The sequence below is a fragment of the Microcoleus sp. PH2017_35_SFW_U_B genome, assembly GCF_020737865.1.
GTDB lineage: Bacteria > Cyanobacteriota > Cyanobacteriia > Cyanobacteriales > Microcoleaceae > Microcoleus.
Window position 1 is genome coordinate 56,810 of record NZ_JAEQDE010000021.1, and the last position, 24,032, is coordinate 80,841.

At 45.4% G+C, this 24,032-nt stretch carries 24 protein-coding genes and 1 pseudogene; 17 read left to right on the forward strand and 8 right to left on the reverse strand.

The window, feature by feature from the left end; all coding sequences use genetic code 11:
- Positions 1–36: 36 nt before the first annotated feature.
- The 12 genes from JGK36_RS01715 (at position 37) to JGK36_RS01770 (ending at position 9,417) form a co-directional block, all read left to right on the forward strand.
- Positions 37–519, forward strand: a complete 483-nt coding sequence (locus JGK36_RS01715; RefSeq protein ID WP_293176357.1) for a VOC family protein — start codon at positions 37–39, stop codon at positions 517–519.
- Between the two features lie 56 nt (positions 520–575).
- Positions 576–980, forward strand: coding sequence for a VOC family protein (locus tag JGK36_RS01720; protein ID WP_293176359.1), 405 nt, complete (start codon positions 576–578; stop codon positions 978–980).
- Positions 981–1,064: 84 nt separating this feature from the next.
- Positions 1,065–1,544: a GNAT family N-acetyltransferase gene (locus tag JGK36_RS01725; RefSeq protein ID WP_293176361.1), complete on the forward strand. Its 480-nt coding sequence runs from the start codon at positions 1,065–1,067 to the stop codon at positions 1,542–1,544.
- 95 nt (positions 1,545–1,639) lie between these two features.
- Positions 1,640–2,026 (forward strand): VOC family protein, encoded by a 387-nt coding sequence (locus JGK36_RS01730; RefSeq protein ID WP_293176362.1) that lies wholly within the window; start codon positions 1,640–1,642, stop codon positions 2,024–2,026.
- Positions 2,027–2,067: 41 nt separating this feature from the next.
- A complete protein-coding gene (locus JGK36_RS01735; protein ID WP_293176364.1) occupies positions 2,068–2,586 on the forward strand; it encodes a GNAT family N-acetyltransferase in 519 nt (172 codons plus the stop codon).
- A 43-nt stretch (positions 2,587–2,629) separates the two neighbouring features.
- Positions 2,630–3,163, forward strand: coding sequence for a dihydrofolate reductase family protein (locus tag JGK36_RS01740; RefSeq protein ID WP_293176366.1), 534 nt, complete (start codon positions 2,630–2,632; stop codon positions 3,161–3,163).
- A 1,114-nt stretch (positions 3,164–4,277) separates the two neighbouring features.
- Positions 4,278–5,387 carry a phosphotransferase gene (locus tag JGK36_RS01745; protein WP_293176368.1) on the forward strand — a complete coding sequence of 370 codons (1,110 nt, stop codon included), beginning with the start codon at positions 4,278–4,280 and terminating at the stop codon, positions 5,385–5,387.
- A 108-nt stretch (positions 5,388–5,495) separates the two neighbouring features.
- Positions 5,496–5,918, forward strand: coding sequence for a hypothetical protein (locus tag JGK36_RS01750; RefSeq protein ID WP_293176370.1), 423 nt, complete (start codon positions 5,496–5,498; stop codon positions 5,916–5,918).
- A gap of 245 nt (positions 5,919–6,163) precedes the next feature.
- Entirely contained in the window at positions 6,164–7,021 is an 858-nt protein-coding gene (locus JGK36_RS01755) for a hypothetical protein (RefSeq protein ID WP_293176372.1), read from the forward strand.
- A gap of 466 nt (positions 7,022–7,487) precedes the next feature.
- Complete coding sequence (locus JGK36_RS01760; protein ID WP_293195818.1) at positions 7,488–8,570, forward strand: transposase; 1,083 nt, start codon at positions 7,488–7,490, stop codon at positions 8,568–8,570.
- 188 nt (positions 8,571–8,758) lie between these two features.
- Complete coding sequence (locus JGK36_RS01765; RefSeq protein WP_293176534.1) at positions 8,759–9,160, forward strand: GNAT family N-acetyltransferase; 402 nt, start codon at positions 8,759–8,761, stop codon at positions 9,158–9,160.
- A gap of 128 nt (positions 9,161–9,288) precedes the next feature.
- The gene (locus JGK36_RS01770) at positions 9,289–9,417 is read left to right on the forward strand and encodes a hypothetical protein (protein WP_293195820.1); all 129 of its coding nucleotides are present in this window, start codon (positions 9,289–9,291) and stop codon (positions 9,415–9,417) included.
- Here JGK36_RS01770 and JGK36_RS01775 read toward each other — a convergent pair.
- Genes JGK36_RS01775 through JGK36_RS01785 form a run of 3 tightly spaced genes read right to left on the reverse strand, consistent with a single transcriptional unit; the run spans position 9,397 to position 10,548 of the window.
- Entirely contained in the window at positions 9,397–10,128 is a 732-nt protein-coding gene (locus tag JGK36_RS01775; RefSeq protein ID WP_293176378.1) for a WecB/TagA/CpsF family glycosyltransferase, read from the reverse strand. The genes JGK36_RS01770 and JGK36_RS01775 overlap by 21 nt on opposite strands.
- Positions 10,129–10,164: 36 nt before the next feature.
- Positions 10,165–10,395, reverse strand: a complete 231-nt coding sequence (locus JGK36_RS01780; protein WP_293190301.1) for a hypothetical protein — start codon at positions 10,393–10,395, stop codon at positions 10,165–10,167.
- Between the two features lie 15 nt (positions 10,396–10,410).
- Positions 10,411–10,548, reverse strand: a complete 138-nt coding sequence (locus JGK36_RS01785) for a hypothetical protein (protein WP_293190302.1) — start codon at positions 10,546–10,548, stop codon at positions 10,411–10,413.
- 111 nt (positions 10,549–10,659) lie between these two features.
- On the opposite strand from JGK36_RS01785, the gene JGK36_RS01790 reads away from it, so the two are divergent.
- Complete coding sequence (locus JGK36_RS01790) at positions 10,660–13,869, forward strand: glycoside hydrolase family 15 protein (protein ID WP_293195823.1); 3,210 nt, start codon at positions 10,660–10,662, stop codon at positions 13,867–13,869.
- 104 nt (positions 13,870–13,973) lie between these two features.
- Here JGK36_RS01790 and hisB read toward each other — a convergent pair whose 3' ends face one another.
- Positions 13,974–14,636: an imidazoleglycerol-phosphate dehydratase HisB gene (gene hisB, locus JGK36_RS01795; protein WP_325314964.1), complete on the reverse strand. Its 663-nt coding sequence runs from the start codon at positions 14,634–14,636 to the stop codon at positions 13,974–13,976.
- Positions 14,637–14,783: 147 nt separating this feature from the next.
- Entirely contained in the window at positions 14,784–15,560 is a 777-nt protein-coding gene (gene fabI / locus JGK36_RS01800) for an enoyl-ACP reductase FabI (RefSeq protein WP_293130545.1), read from the reverse strand.
- 317 nt (positions 15,561–15,877) lie between these two features.
- Between fabI and ntcA the strand changes: the two genes are divergently transcribed.
- The 4 genes and pseudogenes from ntcA to JGK36_RS01820 all read left to right on the forward strand — a co-directional run bounded on the left by ntcA (position 15,878) and on the right by JGK36_RS01820 (position 20,562).
- On the forward strand, positions 15,878–16,543 hold the full coding sequence (gene ntcA, locus JGK36_RS01805) for a global nitrogen regulator NtcA (RefSeq protein WP_293145473.1): 666 nt from the start codon (positions 15,878–15,880) through the stop codon (positions 16,541–16,543).
- A gap of 77 nt (positions 16,544–16,620) precedes the next feature.
- Positions 16,621–18,309, forward strand: coding sequence for a DUF3084 domain-containing protein (locus JGK36_RS01810; protein WP_293195826.1), 1,689 nt, complete (start codon positions 16,621–16,623; stop codon positions 18,307–18,309).
- A gap of 289 nt (positions 18,310–18,598) precedes the next feature.
- Complete coding sequence (locus JGK36_RS01815) at positions 18,599–19,723, forward strand: formylglycine-generating enzyme family protein (RefSeq protein ID WP_293176386.1); 1,125 nt, start codon at positions 18,599–18,601, stop codon at positions 19,721–19,723.
- Positions 19,724–20,207: 484 nt separating this feature from the next.
- A pseudogene (locus tag JGK36_RS01820) lies at positions 20,208–20,562 on the forward strand (resolvase).
- Between the two features lie 79 nt (positions 20,563–20,641).
- Here the strand turns inward: JGK36_RS01820 and JGK36_RS01825 are convergent.
- The 3 genes from JGK36_RS01825 to JGK36_RS01835 all read right to left on the reverse strand — a co-directional run bounded on the left by JGK36_RS01825 (position 20,642) and on the right by JGK36_RS01835 (position 24,031).
- Positions 20,642–21,241 carry a hypothetical protein gene (locus tag JGK36_RS01825; RefSeq protein WP_293176390.1) on the reverse strand — a complete coding sequence of 200 codons (600 nt, stop codon included), beginning with the start codon at positions 21,239–21,241 and terminating at the stop codon, positions 20,642–20,644.
- A gap of 71 nt (positions 21,242–21,312) precedes the next feature.
- On the reverse strand, positions 21,313–22,218 hold the full coding sequence (locus JGK36_RS01830; RefSeq protein ID WP_293195829.1) for an Rpn family recombination-promoting nuclease/putative transposase: 906 nt from the start codon (positions 22,216–22,218) through the stop codon (positions 21,313–21,315).
- A 232-nt stretch (positions 22,219–22,450) separates the two neighbouring features.
- The gene (locus JGK36_RS01835) at positions 22,451–24,031 is read right to left on the reverse strand and encodes a photosystem II high light acclimation radical SAM protein (protein WP_293195832.1); all 1,581 of its coding nucleotides are present in this window, start codon (positions 24,029–24,031) and stop codon (positions 22,451–22,453) included.
- Between the last annotated feature and the right edge of the window lies 1 nt (position 24,032).

A 24,032-nucleotide genomic window follows, 5' to 3' on the forward strand; every position in this document is an offset into this window, starting at 1 on the left:
GTCACTTCCGCCACTAGAACGATTAGTAGAAACACCATGCAAAACAGTCAAAAAATCACACCATGCCTCTGGTTTAACTTTAATGCCGAAGAGGCTGTCAATTACTACCTGAGCATTTTCAATAACAGCAAGATTTTGGAAGTTTCGCACTACGGCGATGCCATACCCGAACACAAAGGCAAACTGCTTACCCTGCTGTTTGAAATTGAAGGGCAGCAGTTTCAGGCACTCAACGGTGGGCCGCAATTCCCATTCACTGAAGCCATTTCCCTCAGTGTGGACTGCGAGACACAAGAAGAAGTTGACACGCTGTGGAGCCAGTTGTCCGCAGGTGGAAGTGAAAGTCAGTGCGGCTGGCTCAAAGACAAGTTCGGGCTATCTTGGCAAATCGTACCGCGATCGCTCACAGAAATGCTGAAGGACAAGGATGCCGACAAGGCGACGCGCGTGATGCAAGCCCTGTTCGCAATGAGCAAGATTGATGTTGCTCGCTTGCAGCAAGCCTACAACCAGCAATAGCCAACAACGCAACAACTACCATTTACTTTCCCATAAAACAACAAAAGGAGAAGATCGTGGCTACTAAAATTTTCGTCAATCTGCCCGTAAAAAAGCTCGATCGATCTATTGACTTTTTTACTAAACTCGGCTTCACCTTCAATCCTCAGTTTACTGACGAGACAGCCACTTGCATGATTGTCAGCGACGACATATTCGTCATGCTTTTGACTTACGAAAAGTTCAAGACTTTTACGCCCAAAGCAATTTGTGATGCCACCAAAAGCACAGAAGTGCTGGTGTGTTTATCTACTGAGAGTCGAAAAGAAGTTGATGAAATGGTTGAGCGGGCGATCGCCGCTGGTGGAACAACCTATAATCAACCACAAGACCACGGGTTTATGTATTCCCATGGATTTCAAGACTTAGATGGTCACATTTGGGAACTTGTCTACATGGAACCAAGCGCAGTAAACCAATAGTCACTGCGTTCACAATGGAAGAAAGATTGCGATCGCCATTACAAATGTAATACACTGGTTACAACCTTTGAGATGATGATGCAAATGCGGATTGAACCTTACGACGCTCAACAACTGGATGCAATCATTCGCCTTTCTCTTCGGGCATGGACTCCGGTATTTGATTCGATTCAGAAAGCGATGGATCTGGATGTCTACCAGAGTTTCTATCCCGATGGTTGGCGCGTCAGCCAGCAAGAGGCTGTCGAAGGTGTCTGCGCTGCGGAGGATACAAATGTCTGGGTTGCTATTGATGCAGGTTCCACCGTGGGCTTTGTCGCCGTGAAACTCGATTCGGAAAGCAGCATGGGTGAAATTTACATGATCGCTGTCGATCCAGACTTTCAAGGTCGTGGCATTGGCTCCGCTCTGACAGAATTCGCTGTAAATTGGATGAAAGATGCGGGGATGTCTGTTGCAATGGTCGAAACCGGAGGCGATCCAGGTCATGCCGCAGCACGTCGCACCTATGAAAAGGCGGGTTTCGGGCTGTTACCGATCGCCAGATACTTCAAAAAGCTGTAGATTTGTCGATCGGGTGGAACGTTATTGTCATTGAACTCGTCGATCTGGTTACTTCTTCACAAGATAAATAAGCGATAATATAGTAGGAAAAATTGATGATTGACCATACTGGCATTAACATTAGTAATTTCGAGAAAAGCAAAGATTTTTACACCAAAGCCTTAGCCCCGCTTGGTTATCAATTACTGAAAGAGTTTGATGCTTCTGTGACTGGTTCTATATCTCTGGCAGGTTTTGGAATAGACGGAAAGCCCGATTTCTGGATTACACAGGGAGAGGTAAATACCCCTAGAATTCATATTGCTTTCCGCGCAGAAACTCATGAGATGGTTCAGGCTTTTTACACAGCAGCGCTAGCAGCAGGGGGGCGAGACAATGGTACTCCGGGTTTGCGACCTCACTATCATCCTGATTATTATGGTGCTTTTGTTTTAGATCCAGATGGACATAATATGGAAGCAGTATGTCATTTTCCTGTTTAACATTAATCAAGGCAGTGAAAATAAAATTTCAAAAGTAATGAATGATGATAAACCTCCGCTCCGCCACCTCCGCTGATTTAGCTCTACTGCGACATTGGGATGAGCAACCTCATGTGGTTAATGCAGATCCTAACGATGATTGGGGTTGGGAAATAGAACTCGATCGCACTCCCGACTGGAGGGAGCAATTAATTGCTGAAATTGATGGCCGGGCGATCGGATTTATTCAGATTATCGATCCAGCACTTGAGGATAGTCACTACTGGGGCGATTGCGAACCGAATCTACGTGCGATCGACATTTGGATTGGAGAAGAGACAGATTTGGGCAAAGGCTATGGCACACAAATGATGCAGCTTGCACTGACTCGATGTTTCGCCGACTCTGCTGTGACGGCTGTACTCATCGATCCACTGGCCAGCAATACCCGTGCCCACCGCTTCTACGAACGTCTTGGCTTTCAATTTGTTGAACCGCGACAGTTTGGTGACGATGACTGTTTTGTTTATCGCCTGAACCGGGCAGATTGGCACCCCAGTAATGAGAATAACGCTCAATGACTTGTTCGTTGCACAAGCATCGCCCTGGAAAGGAGGTTAATCAATGACAAAAATCGTACTTTATATTGCAACCAGTCTGGACGGTTATATTGCTCGTAAAGACGGCAGTATTGATTGGCTTACAGCTTTTGAGACGGACGAAACTGACCACGGGTATGGTGAGTTTTATCGATCGATCGATGGATTGGCGATGGGACGCAAAACCTACGAACAGGTGTTGAGCTTTGGCGAGTGGCCCCATCCCGGCAAGCCATCCTACGTTTTTACCCAGCAAAGCCGATCGCCCGATCGCGATGATGTGTTATTTACCTCCGCAACGCCCGATCGATTTCTGCACGAAATGGAGTTGCAAGGACTCAAACGAATTTGGCTAGTTGGAGGTGCAGAATTAATCGCCTCATTCCTCCAATGTCAACTGATTGATGAATATATTCTGTCGATCGCACCTATCATGTTAGGCGAAGGAATTCCCTTATTCTTGCCATCTCCCATGGAGATGAAATTAAAGTTAATAGAAGTACAGAAGTATCCGACCGAGTTAGTTCAAGTAAGATACACCAAATATAAAAGTAAATAAAAAATACAGACAAAGGAAGCTCTCACATGAGCAAAGTTCGCATTTAATTCTGCTGAGGAATCAGTACAGGTTTTATTTATCGAGTGATGTCTAGCTTTAAAATGATTAGAGGCGTACCAATTGCATCGGGATAGCGACGGTTAACAACAACTTTGAATGCCAACTCAATTTGAGTCTGAGGAAAGTTTTGTGAAACCCATGCTGGCGAAAAATTGTATTAAGCAGACGATGGTGACAGTCCTAATAATGAATGTAATTGTTGGCAATCCGTTTCAGCAACAAACAATCTCAGATGTACCAGATAGGAATCTCCTCAGAATACAGTCTTATCGTCAGTCAGTTTTCCTGTTCTTGAATTAGTACAGGTCAAGGGAATTTTCAAGGTCAAAATTCATTCTTTATTGTAGAATATCTTTGAGCAAACTCCACAGCAGCAATCGGGTGGGCTCAAAGCCTCTGTCCACAACCAGAAGTTTGATGAAAGCCGACGAACTCCCGCGATTGCTATCAGTCAAGCCCCTCTCTATCCCAGGGCTGATTTATTCTAATATCAATTTACGATTTAAATCTGGACAAAGCTTTTAGTAGCAAGGAAAACAGGAGTTTTTAATAATTTGCTAAGCCTGCTACAGAAAGATCTACCCAACGCCTCATAACATAAGGGTTAGAGAGATTGGAAAATTTTAGAAGGAATCAGCCCTGCTCTCTATCCCAATCTCCTGCTGCTTCAAAAGCAGAGTTTGCCTAATATCGATAGGGACTGTTGACATTTGGTAAAATCCCCATGTATTGTTAACGGAAAATTAGTACCCCGTGAGGACGGTGATTATGTCTATTCAGGCGATCGTCTCAATTGAGACTGATTACCAGGAATATTTGGTGAGGTCAGACAGGAAAATGTCAGTGATGCAACCGCATCAAAATCTCGCAATCGAATCGGATTTGCAGCGGTATGGTTAACGGCTTGAAAACACTCAGGCTGTTATGAGTTTCCTTGGGCGCTGCCCTACAGCTTGCTTGGAACAATTGAGATCAATGGTAATGGCGCCGACAAAGTTATTGTCAAACGTGCTCTGAGTATGAAGGCACTAGCTTTGAGTTCTAGGAATACAGAATGGTCAACTCAATCGCATTTTCAGGGGTGAAGGGTACGGTTGTCAAAGTTGTTTTCCAGGAATGTAAATTCGTTGAGGATTTTATGCCAAACTCTACTTTGAAATCATCGATCCCAGAAGCAAAACTCGAAGCAGTTGAAACAGCAATTCAAACTGCTTTTAATACCAGAAATGTCGAAAGTATCCAGCTTCTAACTGGAGGGTTCTCCTCAGCGCTGGTTTATAAAATTACCGTGAATGGTAAAGCTTATGTATTAAGGCTGATTATGCAGATCGATCCGCTCAGCGATCCCGTTCGGCAATATGCTTGCATGAATTTGGCCGCAGAAGCTGGCATTTCACCACAGGTTTATTATTTCAGCACGGAAGATGCTTTAGCAATTACCGACTTTATCGAAGCTGTACCTTTGTCGAAATATGTTGGCTCGCGAGATGATTTGCTGGCAGAATTCGCAAAAATGATTGAATCGATTCATGCTACCTCGCTTTTTCCAAAATTCGTGAATTTCATGGATGGCATTGACGGTTTTATTCAGGAGTTTAAGGCTTCAAAAGTATTGCCAGAAACTGCAACAGCAGAAGTTTTCAAATATTACTCAGAAATCCAGATGGTTTATCCGCGTCACGATCGCGATTTAGTCTCAAGTCACAACGATTTGAACCCACACAATATTCTTTTTGATGGCAATAAATTTTGGGTCATTGATTGGGAGGGGGCCTTTGGGAGCGATCGCTATGTGGATTTGGCGATCCTTGCCAATAGCTTTGTCACCACCGAAAAGCAGGAAAACATCTATCTAAAGGCATACTTCGGTGACGCACTGGATGACTGCAAGCGCGATCGCTTGTTCCTGATGCAGCAAGTTTGTCACATTTTCTACGCGCTACCGTTTATGAAGTTTGCTGCGGCGTTGCGTCCCCCCAATTTCGTCCATGACAGCAGCATGGATACGCCTGGTTACAGACAATTTTGCTGGCAACTTGGGGCTGGTGAAGTTTCGCTTAATTCCTATGAAGGAAAACTATTGTTTGGAAAAGTCTTGTTGAACGAGGCTTTGCACAATATGAAAACAGCGCGATTTGTAAGAGCGATCGAGCAAATGGCATAATAAGATATGATGTTCGCAACCTAACTCTGTGAATTCAGATTCCATCTCTTGAGAGCAAAACAGTTCCATAGATCGCGATTAAGGGGTAGCACATTGATTTCCACAGCAATGCAAAATCAAGAAATCACAGATTTTGGAATCAAACTGATTGCAACGGTGAATGGGATTGCAGCCTTACTGCACTTGGGTTTCTGGATATTTGCTTTCCTGCGGCTGCCCCGTCCATCGGTTGTCGAGACAGAAGCAGAACGTGTTGACCTAATCGTGACTTACGGGTTGGGAGTTGCGGATCTTTTATGGTCTGTACCTCTGTTGATTGTTGGTTGTTTTTGGCTTTACAATGGCAGGGAAATTGGTTGGCTAGCGGCACAAATGGCAAACGTGCTTTATTGGTACTCTTTTACGTTCATTCTGATCCGCGAACTGAATGCTAAGTCTATTCGTTTTGGCACCCTGCTATTTTCGCCGTTTGCTATGTTCTCGCTGTGGGCGGCCTGGTATCTATGGCAGGTTCGCACCATGTTTTATTAACCAGAAAATAGATTAGATTAATAGTGCAGAAAAAGTTCTAGCTGGATGATTCTGAAGCAAAACTACTGGTTGGAAAAGTCTTGTTGAACGAGGCTTTGCACAATATGAAAACAGCGCGATTTGTAAGAGCGATCGAGCAAATGGCTCGATAAAATCTACGCTTTAGTCATGACATTCAGGGAAATTGCCTGCGTTTAGTAAGCGGGATAGTTAGATATAAATTCCACCTTTTTGCCGATCGTTGAATGAAACATACCGCAATTGATATGCCGCGCATTCCCACCGCGCCGAGTTCAATTCAGAAGGGAGTTCCTCTGAAGCATCTGCTTGGGTCAGAAGCAGTTGATTGTTTGGCACACAATATCTTGCTCGCGTACCCGCAATTTGATGAAAAATCGTTTCGTCAGGTTGCGTTAGATGGATTGGATTCGCTTGAACTTATGGAACGCGGCCGACATCTGGCATTAGCACTCCGTCAATGTTTGCCTGATAAATATGCGACAGCTATTGAGATACTTGTGGCTTCTTTGACACCGCCACTAACTCAAACAGATGGACTAAAACTGGCAGTATTTTTTTATCTTCCTCATATTTGTTTCATTGCTAAGTATGGTATAGAACTAAAAGATAATGATGGACAAGATCCGTTTGAAATATCCATGCTTGCCCAATACGAACTTACCAAACGGTTTAGTGCGGAGTTTTCCATACGACCGTTTCTAATTCAACAACAATATCGCACCCTTTCGCAACTGCTTGATTGGACATCGGATCCAGACCCCCATGTCCGTCGTCTTTGTTCTGAAGGTACGCGATCCAGACTTCCTTGGGGAACGCGAATCCCCGCTTTCATCGCCAACCCAGCCCCCGTATTCCCAATCCTTGATGCCCTGAAGGACGATCGCAGCCTTTACGTGCGTCGCAGTGTCGCCAACAATCTGGGCGATATTGCCAAAGACCACCCCGAACAGGTATTTGCAATTTGCGATCGTTGGCTAAACGGTGCCTCTAATGAAGTCAAATGGCTCATCCGCCATGCTCTTCGGTACCCAGCAAAAAAAGGAAATAAAACCGCTCTCCAACTTAGAGTCGCAGCTAAATAACGAAAATCACTTTAATAAACCTCTCCTAAAAAGATTCTGGAGGCCTTGCTATATGACGATTTTAAAATACAATAAAAATAAAAGTGTTTTTGTTGCGTAAGTCATATTTGAATTAAATTTCCAATCAAATATCGATCGAGAAGGCAGAACCATGATTGAGACGACTAATCTGCAACTACTCCCCGTCGAACGGATACACATCAAGGCTTTTTTGAGCAGTAAAAGCGAGCTGGCAGAACTTTTGCAAGTCACAGTACCTAATAACTGGCCGCAGTTCCCTCACCGAAAACGAGCGGGAAGCCCCGGGCTACCGACATGGGGAGGAACGCGGCTGCGACTTATTTAGTCGCCTACATCTTTTTTGAGAATAAATCTTTTCATAGTCGCCTACAAAATGTTTTTTATTGGCAAAATCCCACCTTAAATAAGATTGCTATGCTAATCTAATAATCAGGAGGAAATAGAAATGTTTGGATGTCAACAAAATCTCATTAGTCCCGATAATAATCTCAAAGCAATTCTAGAATTCCTGTGCAGTGAGTCATCAAAATTGACGAATTGCGGAATTTATTATGCTCGACAGATGTACTTCAAGACTGGTAAAATACCGACGAGGGCAGAGTTACACAAAGTGTTAGGCACGGAGAATCAAAATCTGCATTACAAGGCATTCTATTCGGACACGGCACAGCAGATTTTAACTACTGTCGCCGAGTCTTTTAAATCCTATATTGGACTTCTAGAAGGCATCAAAAAAGGGACGGTAACTCAAAGACCTAGATTACCTAATTATCGACAAGGTGGTCTAGCTTTGGTGACTTATACAGGTCGCTCCGTTCGACTTAAAGACGGACTTTTGAGATTTCCGCTGGGTACTAAAGTTAAAGCCTGGTTCGGATTGGATGCTTTTTATCTACCTTGGCCTACAAACTTAGACGACAAAGCAATCAGAGAATATCGAATCCTACCTAGAAACGGCTGCTTCTATTTGGAATTAGTCTACAAAACGGCAGATATCCAAGCAGATGTAGACCCATCTAAAGCTTTGATGATCGACCACGGAATGAACAACTGGCTAACTTGTGTTAGTAATATAGGAACTAGCTTGATCGTTGATGGGTTACATTTGAAGTCGCTCAATCAAGGATACAATAAGCGTGTTGCTTTTTTGATGTCAGGGAAGGCAAATGGTTATTGGTCAAAACGACTGGCGCGTTTGACAGAAAATCGCAATCGGACGATGCGAGATGCTATTAATAAAGCAGCTCGAAAAGTGATAAATCATTGCTTAAGCAACAATCTTGGTACTGTTATATTTGGTTGGAATGCTGGCATGAAGAATGCTATTAATCTTGGCTCTCAAACCAATCAGAATTTTGTGCAAATTCCGACGGGTAGACTCAAGAATAGAATTGCTAAACTGTGTGAAGAATACGGGATTAAGTTTGTAGAAACGGAAGATTCGTATACTTCCAAGGCTTCATTTATTGACCTTGATTTGCTACCTAAATTCTGCGAAAAACTTTCGTGGGTGGCAACCTTGTGGTAAACGAGTTAAGCGCGGATTGTATCGTACTCTTGAAGGTTTGTTGATTAATGCAGACTGCAATGGGGCAGCGAATATTGGTCGAAAAGTAGCGGCAACCTTGGGGATAAGTCTCAAGGGAGTCAGTAGAGGTGCTTTGATAACGCCTTTGAAAGTCCCTTTGTGGTCTTAGTCAAGAATCCCCCTGATTCATCAGTGGGGAGTATCAAGCATTTTCCCTCCCTGAGGATGAATCCTTACCGCTTTCTAATGGTTGGAATGGATATTTGTTTATTCACCCGCAACAGGCAGTGCTTGTGGGTAATGGAGGTTTCAAAGGTGAACCAAATGAGTCGGGCATTGTAGAAATTGGTTATGAAATAGCTGCCGAATACTGGAATCGCGGATTGGCAACTGAGGCAGTACAGGGGCTAATTGACTATGCTTTCGATCGCGAGGAAGTGCGAGCAGTCAACGCTCATACTCTGGGTGAAGCTAATGCTTCCAATCGGGTACTACAGAAGGTGGGGATGCGGTTTGTGTCCGATGTTGTTCATTCTCAATTAGGTACAATCTGGCTCTGGCAGATCGATCGAGATTCTGCCAATCGTTGATGGAATTGATGAGGATTTTTGTAGCAAGGTCAACAGGTGCGATCGATCGCCCGCAATGACTCGCCAGTTGTTTCGAGCATCCGCTTTAACACTCGCTACATCACCTGTGCTTCATCATCATGTAGAATATGCTGAATCTGTCAAATAAATTAACCACAATTATTGTAGAGACGGGTTCGCGGGCGATCGCAAATATCAGCAATAACACCCGCAAACCGGATTTGATTGGGAACTTTCTAAGCTCGCAAATCGCCTAAAGCTTTCAAGGCAAATTGTGGCAAAGCCAACATCCTGCGCCAGCGCCAAGGTTCTTGATAAAGCCGGTACAACCATTCTAAATGATTGTCGCAAAACCACGCCGGTGCGCGGTCTTTTGTTCCAGCCCAAATATCAAAACTGCCGCCAACTCCCACCCAAATTGACTGCGGACAAAGGTGGCGGTGTTCGGCAATCCAAAACTCTTGGCGCGGCACTCCTAAGCCGACAAAAATAATTTTTGGCTGTATTTGTTTGAGGCTTTCACAGAATTCTGTTTCTTCCTCAGCAGAAAGATAGCCGTGTTGAGCAGAAATAGACAATCGATTAACTTTTTGCTGCCAACTTTCCGCCGCCTTCGCCGTGACTCCGGGTGCACCTCCAAAGAAAAATATTGGTTCGGAATTCGGCAATTTTCCGGCCTGTTGCAGCAGCGATTCTGCTAGTTCAATCCCCGGAAACCGCTGTGCCGATTTGCCGCGCATTCGCAAATACAGCACTACTCCAGAACCGTCGGGTATCACGAGCTCGGCAGAGCGAATTACATCGGCTAAAGCCGGGTTTTGTTCGGCTTGCATTGCCATTTCAGCATTCAGCGTCACGACGTGAGTCCCTAACCCTTGATGCAGGCGCTCTATCAGCCAACCTGCATAATCGTCTAATATGTGAACTGGTAGTCCCAGGACTGAGAATTGCGGGCGCGATCGATCCATATTTCTTTACTTTGAGATTCCTACATACCTAGTTGTTTAAATTAGCTTAGTTTGGCGATCGCCGCACTTGCCACTTCTGGACGCCAAAAATCCGGTTGGTGCCGAAAATAGGGGAAAATTAAGGGTGAGAGCTTTTCTCTGAGTGCGATCGCACTTTTGCTTGCTGGTATAGCGGTTCTCTCGCTTGCTGTGAGGTACCCGCCAGTTAATTACCAATGCCCCAAATGCCCAATCTAAAATATAAAATCTAAAATCTAAAATTTCCACCTGTGCGATCGCCTCTTAGCGTTCCATTTTCTTGACAGAGCCGTCAGCGTACCATTCCATCGGCACGAGTTCAATTTTACCATTAATTTTCACTGTAGAGTAGACAATCTTTACGAAAGCAACGCTGTTGTTATTGTTGTTGCGGCTAGACATGGCAAATACCTTGTTATGTTTGTAGAACTTGAGAAATGATAGAAACTCTGATATATTTAAAAGTCTATTCACCGCAATTCGGCTCGCATCAGGAAAACTAAGGAAAACGAAATGGCGATCGCAACAACCCAGCGGCAAACCCGGTTAGATTATTACTACCAGCAAATCAAAAACGTCATCCTCAAACGCCAGAACCCAATAACCGGTTTGCTGCCGGCGAGTACGGCTGTTAACGCCCACGGCGACTACACCGATGCCTGGGTGCGCGATAACGTGTACAGCATTTTGGCAGTGTGGGGTTTGGGTTTAGCTTACCGCAAAATTGATGGCGATCGCGGCAGAACATTTGAACTCGAACACAGCACAGTCAAACTAATGCGCGGCTTGATGTTTGCGATGATGCAGCAAGCAAACAAAGTCGAACGTTTTAAAAATACTCAATTGCCCCTAGATGCCCTGCACGCCAAATACAATACTCAAACCGGAAACATTGTTGTCGGCGATGACGAGTGGGGACATTTGCAGTTAGATGCTACCTCTATCTTTTTGTTAATTCTTGCTCAAATGACGGCTTCGGGATTGCATATAGTTTTTACAATCGATGAAGTCAATTTTGTCCAAAATTTAGTTTACTACATCGGTAGAGCTTACCGCACGCCCGATTACGGAATTTGGGAAAGAGGCCATAAAATCAATCGCGGTAATGCCGAATTAAATGCCAGTTCTGTGGGTATGGCAAAAGCAGCACTGGAAGCAATCAATGGATTGGATTTGTTCGGAGTTAACGGTTCTCAAGCATCGGTAATTCACGTTTTACCGGATGAAATTGCCAGAAGCCGCATCACTTTGGAATCGCTTTTGCCTCGCGAATCTAGTTCAAAAGAAGTAGATGCTGCTTTATTGAGCGTGATTAGTTTTCCTGCTTTTGCTGTGGAAGACAAAGAATTAGTAGCGCGGACTCGCAATAAAATTATTGACAAATTACAGGGAAATTACGGCTGCAAGCGGTTTCTGCGGGACGGACACCAAACAGTTTTAGAAGATGCCGATCGCCTGCATTACGAACCGACAGAATTAAAGCAGTTCGATAGTATAGAATGCGAGTGGCCGCTATTTTTCACTTATCTGCTCTTGGACGGCATATTTGAGGGAAACCAAGCCCAAGTCGAAGAGTACCAGGAGCGTTTGGCATCTCTGGCAGTCGATCGCGCTGGTTTACCTTTACTACCAGAATTGTACTATGTCCCTGCCGTAAATATAGAAGCCGAAAAATTAAATCCCCGCAGCCAGCAGCGCTTACCCAATGAAAATGTTCCCCTAGTTTGGGCGCAAAGTTTGTATTTTCTCGGTCAATTGCTGAACGAGAAATTAATTGCAGTGGGGGATATCGACCCGCTAGGAAGGCATCTGTCAGTCGGCCAGCAAAGAGAACCTTTAGTGCAAATTGCCCTGTTAGCTGAAGACGAAGATTTGCAAGCAGAATTAGCCGCTAACGGCATAGCAGCCCAAACGCCCAAGCAGGTAGCACCAATTCAAGTCCGCCAAACTAAGGAATTATCCGCTATTTACGCGGAGATTGGACGCAACGATCCGCTAGGCTTAACCGGGCGCCCCGTGCGCCGTTTGCGGAGTTTGACGACTTCCCGGGTGTTCAAAATTCGCGGAGAGGCGATCGTATTTCTCCCCTCATTTTTGGACAGAGAAGAATTTTACCTAACCCTAGACTACCATTTTCTAGTATCTAAAATCCAAAGTGAAATCGCTCACATTCACCGCCACTGGTATCAGTTAGGACGCCCCACAGTAACGCTGATGTTAACTCATGCGATGCTGGAAACCGGCCGGGAAGCATTGTTAGACTTGATGAAAGAACTCCGGGACGGACACTGCAAAAACACGCCAGTTAAACTCGGGAATCTCAACCAGTTAATGCTGACTGCGGGTACGGAAAGAATTGATTTCATGCACGATTTTGAATTCACCGAATCTCCGGTAACAGGTGCAATAGAAACCCGCAGCTATCTCGGTTACAATCCCGAAAAAACTTGGCCTTTGGGTCACACGCAAGAATTCAAACTAGAGTGCGAAACTAATACTAAATTGCTGCTCGCTAGCCTGCGCGGTTCAGAGAACTTGTACGAACAAATAGAGCTGCTGCACACATTGATTCGACTAAAAGGACTAAATTTCGATACAGGATTTGGAGGCGCCGAAGCAACAGTAAAAGTTGTGGATTTGCTCAACGAAGTTTATACAAAAGCTGGAGAAAGTTCGCAGTCAAAAATCCAATGGGCAGTCATCCGCTATGCCGCAGGTTTGCTCGACAAGGTTGATATCAGCTTGTCTGATGCAGTGACAGACATTTTGGTCAGGCAAAAACAAATTGCTGTGGGGAAAGCCTACAGCGAAGATTCGGTGATTTCGCGGCCTGGTTCTTACATGGAAGTGATGGATAAAATTCGGGAATTCTGCGGAGAAGATGTTCGCGATCGAGTTCTCACCCAAGAAGTTATTATCTATCTCAGCGTCCTAATTAAAGCCGAACCGCAGTTATTTAAAGGTCTGCTGACACTGAGAGTTAGCTACTTTATTTTGTTGTTAACCAGCGAATTAGCCCGCGAATTGGGAGTTACGCAAAACGAAGCTTACGAACATTTAATGCAGCTAAGTCCCTTTGAAATCAAAAATCGCCTGCGCCAAGTTTTGACAGAATACGAGGAAATGAATCAAATCCTCAAAGAGCAAGAATCCCTGCGCGTCAAACAGCCGGAAAAAGATATTGAATGGGTAGTCGCGCCTGTTTTTGAAGAACCACAAATGCCTGCGGGAGGATGGCGTCGCAAGCGGCAAATGGAAGGTGCAGTCAATCGCGTACCGAAAGATTTTTATCCGAGTGTTTGGGGATTACTGCGGCACTGTAAAGGCTTGATTATTGGCGACAAATTAGAGCGCCGAAATCGGTTAGATAGCGATGTTATTTTATCGGAAATGACGCCGGGTGAAAAGAATTTTGCGCTGCAAATCGAGCATTTGCTGAACAAGATTGTGGCACCGGAATATCGACAAGTAAATATTGAGGCGCTGATGGAGTTGGCTGCGATCGCCCAGCGGAATCCAGAATTGAAAGTAGAAGAATACATTGTTTTAGATGTATTAGTCGGTCACGCGGTGCGGCTGAATTGGCAAGGAAAACACCCGGAAAGAGCGGACAGGTATGATGAAGATAAGGCGGCGGCGTGGCAAGGTTTTTACAATACTTCGCCCTACGTTTGTGCGAGTCACGTCCTCGATGCTTTCCGATTCTTGACGACGTTTGGATAGGTAGTAGGGTGTTGTGAATTTAAATTGCATATTCGGGGTGGTGCTGCGAAGCCCACCCCACTAATTGTTTGATTGTTTTTTGGGACGCAGTTACTACCCCTAAACTACAAAACTCCTTTAGAGCTCGGAATCCGACTGGCGCGCCGAGGATCGATCGCCACCGCCATCCGCAGAGCCCGCGCAAATGCCTTAAACGCGGCTTCGACAATGTGATGAGAATTCCCGCCCTGCAACTGTCTGACGTGCAGTGTCATTTGAGTGTGGTTCACCACCGCAGCAAAAAACTCTCTCACTAACTCGGTGTCGTAACTACCGATGCGCTGGGTGGGAATTTCCAAGTTGTAACTTAAATGAGGCCTTCCCGAAAAATCTAGCACTACTTCAATTAATGCTTCATCCAGCGGGGCGATGAAGTGTCCGAAACGAGAAATGCCCGATCGATCTCCGACAGCTTTTGCTAGGGTTTGACCTAAGGTAATGCCCACATCTTCGTTCGTGTGATGGTCGTCGATCGCCAAATCGCCGATCGCCTGCACGTCCAAATCAATCAATCCGTGAGAAGAAATCTGCTGCAACATATGGTCTAAAAACGGAATTCCTGTAGACGCCTTGCAAGTTCCCGAACCGTCGAGATTGAGGCTGACAGTGACATCCGTTTCGAGTGTTGTGCGCTTCACCAAGGCGGCCCTGGCGATCGTGTTACTAGAAATTGGAGGAGGTACAGGCGGGCGATCGATTATTTCCATAATTCGCAATTGGTCATTCATTAGAATTAATTAGTAATTTGGGATTAACACTTTTGTAGCGAACAAAAGACAGTTATTGACAGTTGACTGTTTGCAAATCTTGCTGTCAACTGTCTAAAAACTTCGCTGTCAACTGTCAACTGTCAACTGTCAACTGTTTAAAAGCTGTTACATTCCCATGATTTCGTAACCAGCATCGACATACAAAACTTGACCCGTAATCCCGCTAGATAGATTGCTGCACAGAAAAGCCGCAGCATTTCCCACTTCCTGCTGAGTTACCGTCCGCCGCAGCGGTGCCACTTCCTCAACGTGGTGGATCATGTCCAGAATGCCGCCAACTGCTGACGAAGCCAGAGTCCGAATCGGGCCTGAAGAAATGGCATTTACCCGAATATTTAACGGGCCGAGTTCCGCCGCCAGATACCGAACATTCATTTCCAAAGCAGCCTTAGCAATTCCCATGACATTATAATTAGGAACTACCCGCACACCGCCCAAATAAGTTAGCGTGATAATACTGCCGCCTTCGGCCATCAGCGGTTTAGCAGCAGCACAAAGCCGCACCAGCGAGTAAGCGCTAATATCCAAAGCATTGGAGAAGCCTTGACGCGAGGTGTTGCTGAAATCTCCGGAAAGTTCGTCTTTGCCGGCAAAAGCCAGACAGTGAACTAGGACATCTAACTTGCCCCACTTGTCGGCGATGGTTTTAAAAGTAGACTCGATTTCGCTTTCGTCTTGGACATTGCAGGGCAGATACAGACTGGGATTGAGCGGTTCCACGAGTTCAGCGACTTTGCGCTCGTGCTTGCCTTTTTCGTCCTTCAAATAAGTTATGCCGAGATTAGCCCCAGCTTTGTGGAGCTGCTGGGCGATGCCCCAGGCGATCGAGCGATTGTTGGCAATGCCCGTAACAAGAGCATTTTTTCCGGTCAAATCTATCATCTGTATTTTTTTAAGAAGCAACTAGCACCGTTCTCATTGGCTGTATGCGACAACCCCGCCAGTTTAGACACAACCGATTCAGATTTAACTGATTCAGACACAATTGAGACACAATTGATATTAATTTTGCTGTGGAGCTAGATGGGGCGGAATTGAAAAAGTTAAGAGAAGGGCTAGATTTAATCATACAGCGTGTGCTTACCTTAACATTAGATGACAGTAACAGAATCCCTAGAGATTGGAGGTTGGGCAGTATATTTACTCAATAAGGTTAATCGACAAGTTACAAAGTATTGATTAGTACAAAGGATCTCGTCGTGACACATGATAGACCGCTAGCAGCCGTGTTCCGCCAAATCAGCGGCGGGGCGTTTCCGCCCATTGTCGAAAACTTTGAACGGGGCAAGACAATTTTTTTCCCTGGAGATCCGGCTGAGCGCGTCTACGTTCTCATTAAAGGCGCTGTGAAGCTCTCCAGGGTGTACGAAGCAGGGGAAGAAATTACAGTCGCCCTCCTGCGCGAAAACAGCGTATTTGGGGTGCTGTCTCTGATTACGGGACACAGATCGGATAGGTTTTACCACGCGGTAGCCTTTACACCGGTGGAATTGATCTCGCTGCCGATCGAACAAGTGGAGAAAGCGCTCAAGGAAGACCCGGAATTGTCGATGGTGATGCTTCGGGGACTGTCATCTCGGATTTTGCAAACCGAGATGATGATCGAAACGCTGGCACACCGAGATATGGGTTCGAGACTCGTCAGCTTTTTGCTGATTCTATGCCGGGATTTTGGGGTGCCGAGTACGGATGGGATTACGATTGATTTGAAGCTGTCCCATCAGGCGATCGCGGAGGCGATCGGCTCGACGCGGGTAACTGTGACTCGTTTGCTGGGGGATCTCAGACAAGAAACAATGATCTCGATCCACAAGAAAAAGATCACAGTTCACAATCCGGTGGCCTTAAGCCAGCAATTCACTTGATGCCGAGAAATTATACGATTTTGGATTTTGGATTCTTTCTTCAATCCAAAATCCACAATCTAAAATAAGAAATCGGAATGACTGCTGGATACATCTTAATATTTGTAATGTTAGTGTTGGGCGGCGTGATCGCTACTGTTAGCGATCGCCTTGGGACGAAAGTCGGCAAGGCCAGATTGAGTTTGTTCAAACTGCGCCCCCGCGATACCGCTGTTGTAGTGACAGTGATGGCCGGCAGCATCCTGTCAGCCATTACTCTGGGCATTTTATTTGCTACCAGCAAGCCGCTGCGAACCGGAGTTTTTAGCATAGACGAGATTCAAAAAAGACTCAACAACGCCCGCAGAGAAATCAAACAAGCCACTCAAGAGAAAAATCGAGTTGAAACTGAATTAGCTCAAGCTTTGGCGGCTCAATCCCAAGCTAAAGCCAATTTAGAGCAAATTAATCAATCGCTCCAAGCAGCTAATGCCGAGCAAGCTAAGACGCAAACAAAATTAAATTCGCTGCGGGCCCAACTTAACAGCGTGCAAGCAGCCAAGTCTAAAACTGAACAGCAGTTAAGTCAGGTAGAAGCGGCTAAATCGCAAACGGAAGAACAGCTTGCTACTGTGGAAGCGGCTAAATCTCAGACAGAAGAACAATTGAAATTGGTGGAAACGGCGCGATCGACTACCAGAGTTCAGCTCGATCGCACTGAGAATCAATTGAAGACTGTTTCAGGGCAAAAAACGACTTTGAGCTCGGAAATCGCCCAACTGCAAGCGGAACGCCAACAGTTAATCGAGCAGCGAGAGCAGGTTAAAACTCAAATTGCTCAGCGGGACAAGGAAATTGCCCAGCGAGAGGCAGAAATTACAAAACGAAATGTGGCAATTGTCGATCGCAACAAGCTAATTGCTGAGCGAGACAAGGAAATTGCCCAGCGTGCGGAAAATCTCGCCCAGCGCGATCGCATAATTGTCGAGAGGGACAAGGTAATTGCCGAGAGGGAAGCACTTTTAGAAACCCTGGGACAGCAACAAGCTCAACTCGAACAGCAACAAACTTTATTGCAGCAGCAAATGCAAGTTTTGGAACGCGATTTTCAAGCCATCCGCGAGGGTACAGTTGCGATCAGGCGCGGTCAAATTTTAGCTGCTGGCGTGGTTCGCATCCAGGAAGCGGGTACGGAAAGGCGCGCGATCGATCGACTGTTGCAAGAAGCAAATAAAACCACCGTCGAACTGATGCAGCCGGAAAATAATAAGGTTAGAGAGCAGGTTATTCAAATTACTAAAGCGGAAATCGATCAATTAATCAGTCAGATCAAAGACGGTAAAGACTACGTGGTGCGGATTGTAGCCGGCGCTAATTACCTGCGACAAGAAAAGGTAATTAAGGTATTTGCAGAAGCCGAAATCAATCGAGTGGTGTTCCGCGCTGGAGATGTGATTGCAGGGGTTGCTGTCGATCCCGTAGCTTTACCTGACGAACAGGTGCGACAACAGTTGCAGCAATTGATCGAAGCTTGTCAATTTCGCGCTCGGTTAATTGGTGTTGTCGGCGGTAGAGTCCAAGTTGCGGACAATCGGATTGAAACTTTGGGCGGTTTTGTCGATCGACTACAGCAGTACGATAAACCATTGGAGGTTCGGGCGATCGCCGCGGATGTCACTTACATCGCCGGGCCGCTGAAAATAGATTTAGTTGCTCTGTCAAACGGAGTCGTGGTTTTCCGCACCGGACAACAAGATCCAGCTAGGGGAGATTTGAAACTTAGATAAGTGCGATCGATCTATCGAATTTGATGAAATATTTTGGGCGATCGAACCGCAATTTTGCTTGACATTTTCGCGCCATTGACATATCATTAAATCATGGGAATCCGTGTCGCCATATATATAGCAATCGTAGGGTATGTCGCCACCAAAAATCTGGAAGCACCACCAACAATCTCACAGCGACGCACCGCACCGCTAAAAGGTCAAAGAGAGAAATTAAGAATCGATCCCTGAGATATTGACATCACAAAACAAAATTTTACTCAATTAAAATGCAGGACAGTGCGGTGTAATGTCAGAGAATCAAAATGAACCCAGAGAATACGATGCTGTCCGTGGCGGACAAAATTCAATTCCTGTCAATGCCGCGGTACTCGGAGGCATACCCGGTGTTAAAAGCCGCTTAGCCTCACCCATTGTCGAAGTGAAAATCGCCGCACTCTCCGAAGCACTGAAATATGGAGAAGCAGGCTTAGATGTGATAGTGCAAGCCTTGCGCGAGGAATCAATGCAGGTGAAATTTGCTGCCTATTCACTCCTGAAAGATAGAGATGACTTAAAGATAAAACCGCAGTTTCAAGACTATCTCCCTACATTTGAATTTGATGTCATCACAGTCGATGATAAAGGAAAAGAAAACAGTCGCATCAAGTCCTTTGCTCATTACTTCAGAGAAGACTTAGGTAATGGAGTTGTACTAGAAATGGTTTACATTCCTGGCGGCACATTTATGATGGGTTCGCCAGCAACAGAATCAGGTATATACGATCGCGAAAGTCCGCACCATCAAGTAACAGTACCCGCTTTTTATGCAGGAAAATACCCCATCACCCAAGCACAGTGGCAAGCAGTGATGGGAAATAACCCATCGCACTTTAGAGGTGAGAAACTGCCTGTAGAAACTTTAGGCTGGGATAAGGCTGTAGCATTCTGCCGGAAAATTTCTGAAAAAACAGGCAAGATTTATCGCTTACTTTCGGAATCTGAATGGGAATATGCTTGTCGCGCCGGAACTGCAACACCTTTCTATTTTGGCGAGACAATTACCACGGATTTAGTTAATTATAATGGGAATTTTCCCTTCGGTGCAGCACCGACGGGACGTTACCGCGAACAAACAATGGATGTGGGGAGTTTTCCCCCCAATCCCTTTGGACTTTATGATATGCACGGTCAGGTTTGCGAATGGTGCAGCGATAAGTGGCACATTAACTATGACGGCGCACCGATTGACGGAAGTTCTTGGGAAACTGGAACAAGTAATTGCCGAGTGCTGCGTGGTGGTTCGTGGTACAACTATGCGGTGTATTGCCGTGCTGCCCGCCGCGACTGGATCCCTGCGGGCCACTCGTACAGGTGCAGGGGTTTTCGTGTAGCGGTAGCTTTGACTGTCCCTTCCTCCCTGTCTTCCCTGTGAGGACTCTTCTCTACTCTCTAGATAGTAGGGTGCGTCGCCATCTGCAATTTGCAAATCAAATCGACAATCTCACAGCGACGCACCGCCAGAATCAGATACGCCTTCTGATATCATGTCTGGTCGATTACCATAACAAAAAACGGTTTGTAGTGCGGACTTCAGTCCGCAATATTGAGCGGACTTCAGTCCGCACTACGAACGAATCTTGCTGCGGTCAATTGATGGGACACGATATCAATTAAAACGGGGAAGTAAAGATTGTGGCAAAAACCCGGTTTCTGATTTTAGGCATTATATGGTCGCACGGATTCCCATGATGATATAATATGTCAATCCTGCAAAAAAGTCAAGTAAAATAAGTACGATCGCCCGCCAAGATTTTGAGACAGTCAAGAATGCAAGTATCAGATTAGATATAAGTTGGCGATTGAGTTAGCCGGCGCTCAAGCCCCTGTAAAAACTTATTAAATGAGGACTAATAAATATGATTTTAGGTTTCGATCCGGGGAAAGACAAGTGCGGCATCGCCGTGATGGGTAGAGATAAGAACATCTGCTACCATCAAGTAGTGCTGTCCAGTCATGGGAGACCAAACAACTTCCAAAAGTTGGAAACAAAAACTGACGCAGAGTTTGTCGCCCTTTATAAAAATTGTGCAGATTGACGAGAGGTTCAGCAGTCTAGAAGCGAAGGATCGTTACTGGGAAATGTACCCTGCGACGGGACTTTCTCGCTTGATTCCCCAGGGAATGCGGACTCCGCCGCGGCCTGTAGATGATATTGTGGCGATCGTCCTAATTGAAAGATATTTAAACAAGCAGTTGACATTTGACAGTTGACAGCGAGGTTTTTAAGCAAGTTCTAAAAACTTTGGGTTTAGTGCGAAATCCTATTTTTTACTGAATAAGTGAAATCTAGCTAAGTCTGTTGAACCATCCAAACCAAGAATCCTAAAATGGTTTCCACGGGAAGCAGCGGATAATCGGTAAGATCGATCGCCACAGTTGTTCCTGAAAGCTTGAGAAAGCGCCATTGAGTGCCGCTGCTGATACAACCGTAGATAGTTGCGATCGGGTGTTCTGCTGCTTCGTTAAAGCGCTGTGCTGCTACCATTTCAGCAATACATTGACCGATCCCTTCGTTCAAATCGGCTTTTTTTGCTTCCACAACTACGATCGCAGGTGCTTCAACGGTAAGCTGTTCGGGCGATCGGCTAATTAAAAAATCGACGTATCCGGTAAGATCGCAACTGGGGTCAACATTAAATTCCCGTCCCGAAAATAAACTGATTTGGCGGTTCATCAAGCGCCGGACTTCTTGCAAAACTGGGTAGACAAGGGCTTCCGATCTCGCTTTTTCGGAACCAACTGCGATCGTCCAAGGCAAATCTTCTAATTCGCTAGTCAATCTCGGACTGGGATTAATTGATTCCACCTCAGGAAAAAACCGAGTTCCCTCCACGATAGTTAACTGAAAGTCTTTTTTAGCTTTAGTAATTGTGAATTGACTGTAAGGCATAATGTGCGATCGCTCTTTATGAAATTGAAAATGCTATAGACAAGATACGCAAGGCGCACTCTGACTTTTTACTATCGATCGCCCATTTCCTGCAACCAACTCACCAAATCTTCCGCGCTATTGAAATCAAGCACAGCTTCTGTCAAAGTATCGATTCGATCGCTAGATAACTGTGCAATTCTAGATTTAATTGACTCATCCAAAGTTTCCAGCTTTCGTTCCAGCAAACGAATCACAGTATTAATTTGACCCCGCTGAGCTCCGGTTTCTAAGGCTTCTTCTATAGACCTTTGCTGATCTTGCAGATAAAAGACCTGTGCTTCCAGTTGATCTAATTCTTTGCGGCTGAGGTTCACGGTATTAGCAATACCAAAAGCTTGCTGAATCGGTGCAGTTGTTTCCAGCGATTCTGGAACCATTTCCAAATTCGGTGCTTCTCTGATAAAATAAATCCACTTGTCAGCTAGAGATTCTAACTCATCAACAGACTTATTAAATTTTGGTAACTCCACAAAAATTAGCGTCATTGTCGGACAGATATAATCAAAATGTTCTTCCTCTTCTTTAAAAGAAAAACGCGAAATAATTTTATTGGTGTTTTCAAACAAAATAAAATCCGTAATTGTGATGGCAATTACTGGGTCTAAACTGAAGTAGCCCTTGCCCCGCGTGAGTTGATTTCCGTAAGCTTTCGCTGCATTGTAGGCAATCCGTTTTTCAAAGGCTTTAACATTCAAAACTTGCATTTCGATAATCACGATCGTCCCGTTATCTAGGGTTGCTTTGACATCTAAATACGAGTCTTTCAATCCCACAACTTCTCCGGCTTGATACGGATCGATCATTTGTAAATCTTGAATTGTGGGATTGCCTTGATAAATCAGACCGTTGAGAAAGCTAATCAGAATAGGTTTACTTTCTGCGGAAGCAAATATTCTTTTAAATGCAAAATCCGTTCTGGGGTCGATAAAAGTCATGATGTTTATCTCCTATTTATGATTCTGTTTTCCAAGTGTTGACAATGTGAAAAAAATTAGGTTCGTAGTAAGGACTTTAGTCCGGTTTGTTTTAATTTCGGAAGGACTGAAGTCCTCACTACGAACCTTCTTGAAGGACTAAAGTCCTCACTACGAACCTTTTTGTCGTAAAGACTTTAGTCCGGCTTATCTTAATTTGGAAGGACTGAAGTCCTCACTACAAACCAGGAAATCAACGAACAGCAGTTAACTGTTTGTCTTTGATTTCAACAGGTGCAGTCAAAGCTGCTTCCAAATCCGCACAGCCGAGTTTTTCCTCCAAAATCGCCATCACTTCGCGGCCGAAATCATTGGAATTTCGCTGCCAAGCTTCTAAACAAATTTGTCCGAAAAACGAGCCCAAAGGTTCGGGATTCCACAGCAGTTTGCGCGCTGTCCAAGGCATCAAACTCATCGGATCGTAACCGGGTTGCAGAATATCCTTTTTAAAGGCGTATTCTTCTAAAATTGTGTGCGGCTGCAACCCGATAAAGAAAATCGCTGGTTCTACTTTATCGACTCCGAAAATTCGCTCTAATTCTCGGTGGTAAGCAATAGTTTGGCGGATGGTTTCAAGAGTTTCGTCAATGACGTTGAATGAATAATTTACCGAAACCACATCGTTGTAACCGGCGGCTTTTAAATCGCGGCAATTTTCCAAAACTACGCGCAAGTTGTAGCCCATCCGCATTTTGCGAACCAGTTCCTGGGAACCGCTGGTGATGCCGATTTCAAAGTAATTCATTCCCGTTTTTACCATCAAATCGCACAATTCGGGTGTGAGATTGTCCGCACGGATGTAAGCAGCCCAGTGGATGTCACTCATGCCGTCGGCGATGATTTTTTGCAATAATTCGATCGCATCATCGATGAATTTGCGCGCCGGGATAAATTGCGCGTCGGTAAACCAGAAATTGCGGATACCTCGATCGTACAATTGGCGCATCTCTGCCACCACCTCATCCGCCGGATTGATCCGCACTTGCTTGCCTTCAATCACCGTATAGATGCAGTAACAGCAATTGTGAGGACAGCCGCGCTTGGTTTGGACTCCGAGGTAGAAGTCCATATCCTGTAGATAATAGGAAAATTCTGGCCAAATGCTCTCGATGTAGTTATAGTTGCAAGCAGTTTTCTCGATGTTGGCTGGCTTTTCGTGAATTAGTCGATCGCGCGGTACAGTTTCTCCTGCTACATAACACCTTTCCTGTGCCAAATCTTCGCCTTTAATCAACTTCTCCAGCAAAGCCTCGCCTTCGCCCACCGAAACCACAGTCCCGGCCGGCAAGCTGCGGCCCAACTGCTCGTAAAACACGCTCACAGCACCGCCACCGACGACTGCGCGCGCTTCCGGATGGTATTTCCGGGCCCGCTTCAATCCGCGCTTAAGCAGTCCCAGATTGCGCCAGAGTTCGGTGTAGTAGGACGTGGCCAAACGCAATCCTCCGAGAGCTCCCCGGAACTTGGTTAGGGGATTTTTGGCGTAGTAAAACTCGAAGGCATTTTGCAGCGGATTTCCGCCTCTACCGCCCACGGGCGCGTAAATTTGAATGTCCCGCCAAGAGAAAACTAACAGCGTTGGCCTAAACTCATCTACGATCGCATCCAAACCTTTAGCGTAATCCAGCGGGGGCACCGCGCCTAAGTCGAAAATCCGCTGTTGGACATCGGGAAACAGCTTGTGCACGTGATCCGAAAGGTACACAACTCCGATCGGGAAAATGGGATTGCAAGGGAGGCGAACGTACAAAACTCGGTTTTCTCGGCTTTCCATG